The sequence below is a fragment of the Martelella sp. genome (assembly GCF_984369615.1).
In genome coordinates, this window is sequence record NZ_CFHTCS010000265.1 from 1 (window position 1) to 6,175 (window position 6,175).

The 6,175-nt window shown below is 60.6% G+C and carries 3 protein-coding genes; 2 read left to right on the plus strand and 1 reads right to left on the minus strand.

All coding sequences use genetic code 11. The annotated features are described in order from the left end of the window. Nucleotides 1-501: 501 nt before the first annotated feature. Entirely contained in the window at nt 502-909 is a 408-nt protein-coding gene (locus AC5DC2_RS17630) for a GFA family protein (protein ID WP_491699415.1), read from the minus strand. 442 nt (nt 910-1,351) lie between these two features. Between AC5DC2_RS17630 and AC5DC2_RS17635 the strand changes: the two genes are divergently transcribed. Together AC5DC2_RS17635 and AC5DC2_RS17640 are read left to right on the plus strand one after the other, a co-directional pair. Further along, the gene (locus AC5DC2_RS17635; RefSeq protein WP_491699416.1) at nt 1,352-5,905 is read left to right on the plus strand and encodes an autotransporter domain-containing protein; all 4,554 of its coding nucleotides are present in this window, start codon (nt 1,352-1,354) and stop codon (nt 5,903-5,905) included. A gap of 65 nt (nt 5,906-5,970) precedes the next feature. Continuing rightward, the coding region (locus AC5DC2_RS17640; protein WP_491699417.1) for a hypothetical protein at nt 5,971-6,175 on the plus strand (205 nt) is incomplete at its 3' end.

A 6,175-nucleotide genomic window follows, 5' to 3' on the forward strand; every position in this document is an offset into this window, starting at 1 on the left:
AAGGAACATATCGGAGAATTCCGCCGTTGCAAAGTCCTGAAGGAGACAGTCCGACCTCATGCCGAGGAACGCCGCCAGTCCTGCCATCGCAGAGCTTCGTGAGAGCACACCGGCAGACCAACCAACATTGATTTTAAATAGAAATTTCATTTCATACGACGGAATGTATCACTTTCTGTTACACAATCCGTGACACACAAGGCGGCGACGGTGTATGGGTCCGGAGCACCGGTTAGGAACCTGTGATCTCGACTGCTTCGCGCCCCCAATTCGGTCGTTCACCGTCTTTCCATTTCGCCCTTAAAGCAGCCGTGCGCTAAACCGCGAGTGAAGGCCGATAAGGGCGGAGAGCCGACTTGCGTTGCACACAGCATGCAAGACTGCGACGCAGGGCGGCCCTGCCAGCCGTCGTTCTCCAGATTATTTTCGATGTTTGCGGAAATTCTCAAAGTGGAACTAAACCGCACCGAGCTTACCGGAGACCGTTTTGCGGAACTGAACCTAGCCTGGTAGACCGTTGAATTTCTGGATGTCTTCCAAACGCGCCTCCCAGTCCGCTCGGCTTTCAAAACAGATATGAGCACTCGGCCGGATCTCAATCGCGCTATCAAGGCTCCCGGCTGGGACGACGACCAAGGCCCCTTCCAACTGAACGCTCGGAAGCGCTGATCCGCATGTGTTGCAGAAGCTTTTCTCGTGCCGGGTCCCAGGCACCTTGTAGGTCTGGACGTTCTCAAGACCGGAAACCCAGGACAGTTTCGCTGTCGACGAAAACAGATTGGCCGAATGGGCCGACCCTGTGTCCTTTCGACAACGCTTGCAGTGACACAGCAAGAATTTCTCAAGGTCGCCTGAGATTTCAAATTTAACGTCACCACACAAACAGGAGCCGACCGTGGTAGAGGTCATAATGAAACATCCATATTCACTCGCTTTCCTTGGAAGCCTAGCAGCAGTAACCCGCCGGATTGATATAGCCCGAGCCTTTTGTCCCCGGCGAGCGCGATATCTCGCAGTCCTCAACGCAGCAATAAAGCTGTAGGGCCAAATGCTCGATACGAAACCGTTTAGGGCTTCCGGACCTGCGCGTCAAAACCCCTGATCAGGGGATTCCAATCATTGGCTTGCTGAACAATAAGCGCCGACGGAGCTTTGTTTTGTGAGCAGTTCGGCACGGTTTTCCGGTCGTCGAAGCCGCTTCGAGAGCCTGGTTCCACCAGATAATTCCAGCGGAGCGATTATGCGGCAAGGCCAACCGACGACGACAACAGTTCGCACATCCATGCGCTCCCACAGCCGCCCAAAGGGAGTGGCCAAACGTGCGTTCCAAGCTGCTCCCAAATTGGCTTTGTTGGCTTCGACCGCGTTTGCCGTCCTCTCGGTGCCAGCGCTTGCCGGCGTTTTCATCGACACTGATGTTACCGTCGACGGCATCGACGGCGGGCCATACGGCAAAGCACTTTCAGACCCAAGGTTTGTTTCGGTAGGGGCGAAGGCCCCTGCCTCACTGACGATTTCAAGAGGGGGCACGGTAACGGCTCCGATCTCCAATATCGGCACCAATCTACGTGGCACTGCAACGATCACCGGCGCCGGATCGAGTTGGTATGGCTTCGATATTATGCGGGTCGGCTGGGCCGGCAACGGCGTGGCAACCATCGCGGATCGCGGCTCGATGACCGGAAAGGACATGGTTCTCGGCGTAGATAGTCCTGTGCAAGGGGCCGTGAATCTGTCTGGCGCTGGTTCAAAAATCGAACTCACCGGCAAATTGTCCCTGGGCGTCGCAGGCACCGGTACCCTGAACCTGTCAGGCGGCGGAACGATTGTAACAGCCTCCAGTGTCATTGGCGAAGACACTGGAAGTTCGGGCACGGCCATTGTTTCCGGCGCGGGGACGACGTGGACAAGCACCGGAGGCGTGCTGGTCGTCGGCGATCGTGGAGCCGGTATCCTGACGGTCGCTGACAGCGCAAACGTCATCGCCAATGATCGCGTTGAGATCGCCAGCGAAAGCGGCACTACCGGCACGCTCAACATTGGAGCGGCAGCCGGTGATACTGCAGGCGCCGCCGGCACGCTGCAAACCGGTGCGGTCGTCTTCGGCGCGGGTGACGGCAGCATCGTCTTCAACCACACCGACAGTGCTTATGTCTTCGCGCCCGATATCAGCGGCGCGGGTGGCGTCGAAGTCTATTCCGGCACGACCATTTTGACCGGCACCAACACCTATACAGGCGGTACATTGATCGAAGGCGGCACCCTGCGGGCGGGCGCACCCCTCGGTTTTGCGGACAATGCGGCCTACACGGTCAATGGCGGCATGCTCGATCTCAACGGCCATGACCTCACCATGTCCACGCTTTCTGGAACCGGCGGCACGATCGGTCTGGGAACAGGCAGGCTTACGATCAGCCAGGAGAGCGATACGACGTTCGCCGGCGGCTTCACCGGTTCCGGCACGCTGACGCTCGACAGGAACGGCCGCCTCGAACTGAGAGGGACGACCAGCGCCTATAGCGGCGATGTGCGCATTGCTTCCGGCACGCTTGCGATCAACAATGCGTTTGCAAGCGGTTCCGGCTTCATTGGAACTGTCACCGGCGAGGATGGCCGCGTCGATGTCACTGGTTCGGCAGCCTTGTGGACAATAGACGGTGATCTGAACGTCGGACGCACTGGTTCCGGAGCGCTCGTGATCAGCGGCGGCGGCGGCGTCAACGCGTCGGGCAAGGTTGCTGTCGGAAGTGCATCGCTTTCCTTGCCGGCGGGCAGCATCACGGTTACCGGAGAAGGATCGCGTCTTTCCACCGGGACCGGCGGATCACTGGTCATCGGGTCGATTGTCGGCAGCACGCTTGCGGTCGAAAATGGCGGCGCTGTTACCAGCGGAACAGCCACGCTCGGACAGTCCGCATGGACGAGAGGCGCGGCGACGGTCAGCGGGACCGGTTCGCTCTGGACCACCGGTTCGATGAAAGTCGGAAGTGCCGGCGCCACCGGGGTTCTGAGGGTTGCCGATGGCGGCACGGTTCGCGCCACGGACGCGTTCTCCATCGGGTCACAGGGAACGTTGAACATCGGTGCGGCGGCAGGCGATACGGCTGTCGCGGCTGGCAATGTCGACACATTGCTGATTGATTTCGGCACGGACAGCGGCAAGATCGTTTTCAACCACACCGATACGGATTACACGTTTTTCCCCGATCTCAAGGGTACGGGTGGCATCGAAGCCCATTCCGGCACGACCACGCTGTTCGGCAACAACATCTATACCGGCGAAACCACGGTCGAGGGCGGCATTCTGCGGGCCGGCTCGCTGCTCGCCTTTGCACAAGGCGGGGCCTACACGGTCAATGGCGGTGTGCTCGATCTCAACGACAATGATCTCATTATGTCGAGGCTTTCGGGGACCGGCGGCACAGTCGACCTCGGAACAGCCAAGCTGTCGGTCAGCCAGAATGCCGATACGGTGTTTGCCGGCAGCTTCGCCGGCTCCGGCACGCTGGCGTTCTTCGGCCCCGCACGGCTTCGGCTGACAGGGGCGACCAGCGCCTATAGCGGCGAGGTGCGCGTCGGCTCCGGCACGCTTGAGATCAACAATGCGCTTGCAAGCGGTTCCGGCTTTATCGGAACCGTAGCCGGCGAGGATGGCCGCGCCGAAGTCAACGGCCCGGCGGCTTTGTGGACGCTGAACGGCGACCTTAATGTCGGTCGCCTTGGGGCCGGCGCGCTTGTGATCACCGATGGCGGTGGCGTCAACGCCTCGGGCAAGATTGCGGTCGGCAGCGCATCGCTGTCATTGCCCACCGGCGTGGTCCTGGTGGCTGGAAGCGGATCGCGGCTCTCCACCGGCGCTGACGGATCGCTGGCCATCGGGTCGATTGCCGGCAGCACGCTTGCGGTCGAAAATGGCGGCGCCGTTACCAGCGGAACGGCGACCCTCGGACTGTCCGCTTGGACGAGAGGCACGGCGACGGTCCGCGGAACCGGATCGCTCTGGACCACCGGTTCGATGAAAGTCGGCCGCGTTGGGGCCTCCGGTGTGCTGACGGTTGCCGATGGCGGCACGATTCGCGCCACGGATGCGTTTTCGATCGGGACACAGGGAACGTTGAACATTGGTGCCGTGGCAGGCGAGACGGCTGTCTCCGCGGGTGTAGTCGATACGTCAATAATCGACTTCGGCACGGGCAGCGGCAAAATCGTCTTCAACCATACCAACCCGGATTACGTCTTCGCGCCTGCTATTACCGGCGCGGGCAGTGTCGAGGTCTATTCCGGCACGACCATACTGACGGGCAAAAGCAGCTATACCGGCGGCACGGATGTGTTCGGCGGCAAGCTGGTGGTCAATGGCGTTACCGGCGCGGTCAATGTCGCCTCCGCCGCCATGCTTGCCGGCTCCGGTACGGTCGGGGATACGGTGGTTTCCGGCGTGGTCGCGCCGGGCAATTCCATCGGGACAATGAATGTCGCCGGCGATCTTGGCCTTGGCGCCGGCGCGGTCTACCAGGTCGAGGTCAATGACGCGGGCACGGAAGCCGGCATCAACAACGACCTGCTCAAGGTCGCGGGCGCGGCAACGATAGACAAGGGCGCTGATCTCGTCATCTTGGCGGATCGGTCCGGCGATACCGGCTCCGGCTATGATCCAATCAATGTCTATACCGTGGTGACGGCCGAAGGCGGTGTCACGGGTGGTTTCGGCAGCGTGACCGACAATTTTGCCTTTCTCGACTCCTATCTCGGCTATGACGCCGCCAGCGTCTATCTGACGCTTCAGCGAAATGATGTCGATTTTGTCGATGAGGCAAGAACGCCAAATCAGAAAGCAACGGCAGCGGGCCTGGACAGCCTCTCGCCCGACACCGCGCTTTATCGGGCGATCCTCGGGCTCTACGAGAATGAGGCACCTCAAATATTCGATGCGCTGTCCGGCGAAATCCATGCCTCTGCCAATACCGTTTTGCGCGACGAGCCAAGACAGGTCGAAAGGGCAATTCTCTCCCGGATCGATGCCGCCTTTGCCACGAACGGCGCTGAGGGCGCTGCGCAAAACGGCGAAGCGCTGGCAGCCGATCAGGTATCGGTCTGGTTCGATGCTCTGGGCGGGCTCGGGCGCTATCAGGGCGATGGCAATGCCCATACCGTCGATACGTCCGGCGGCGGAGCCCTGTTCGGCGGCGATGCCCGTGTCGGTCAGGACTGGCTGTTCGGCCTTGCCGCAGGCTACATGAATGCCTCGATCGACGAGAAGGGGTTCACGGCCTCAGCCGATACCGACAGCTACTATGTCGGCGGGTATGGAAGCACACAGACCGGTCCGTTCAGTTTCAGCTTCGGCGGCTCCTACGGCCACCATGCAATCACCACCAAGCGGACCGTCTCCTTTGTCGGACTGAGCGGACAGCTGAACGCCGACTATGATGCCCAAACGCTGCAGGCCTTTGCCGAAACCGGCTGGCGGTTCGGAGACGAGGCCGGATATCTGCAGCCTTTCGCGGCGGCATCCTATGTCAACCTGAAGACCGATGGATTTTCCGAAACAGGCGGTATGGCGGCGCTCCACGCGGCATCGCAAACCCAGGATCTGTGGACCACGACGCTCGGCCTTCGCGCCAGCCGCGATATCATGCTCGATGAAACGGCGGCGCGCCTTTCCGGACACGCCGGCTGGCAGCATGCCTATGGCGATCTCAACGGGACCTCGATGATGGCTTTCAATGGCGGCAGCGATTTCGGGATCTCCGGTGTTCCGACGGCCCGGGACGCGGCTTTGCTCGGGGTCGGCCTGTCTTTCGACCTCAGCAACGAAGCAAGCCTCTCCTTAGGCTATGACGGGCAGCTTGCTGAAGGGGTGCAGGATCACAATTTCAGCATGCGTTTCGACCTTCGCTTCTAGATCGGTAACGCCGCATGGGCCGGGCATGCACAATAGCTCGCAACATCATCAAAGGGGTTCTTGAAATGCCAGCATCCGTCTCATGCGATCTTCTGAAACGAAGCAGCCTGCCGCTCCTGACACTGCTTCTGCTGACCTCAGGCGGTATCGAAACCGCCGTTGCTGCAGAAGCGTGCGTTCAGGATGTCGACCGCATCCTGTCGATGCCGGCTGAACAGGCGGCAAGTACCAAGCGCCTCTCCGAAGCGCTTGCGTCAAGGCTCGACGCCG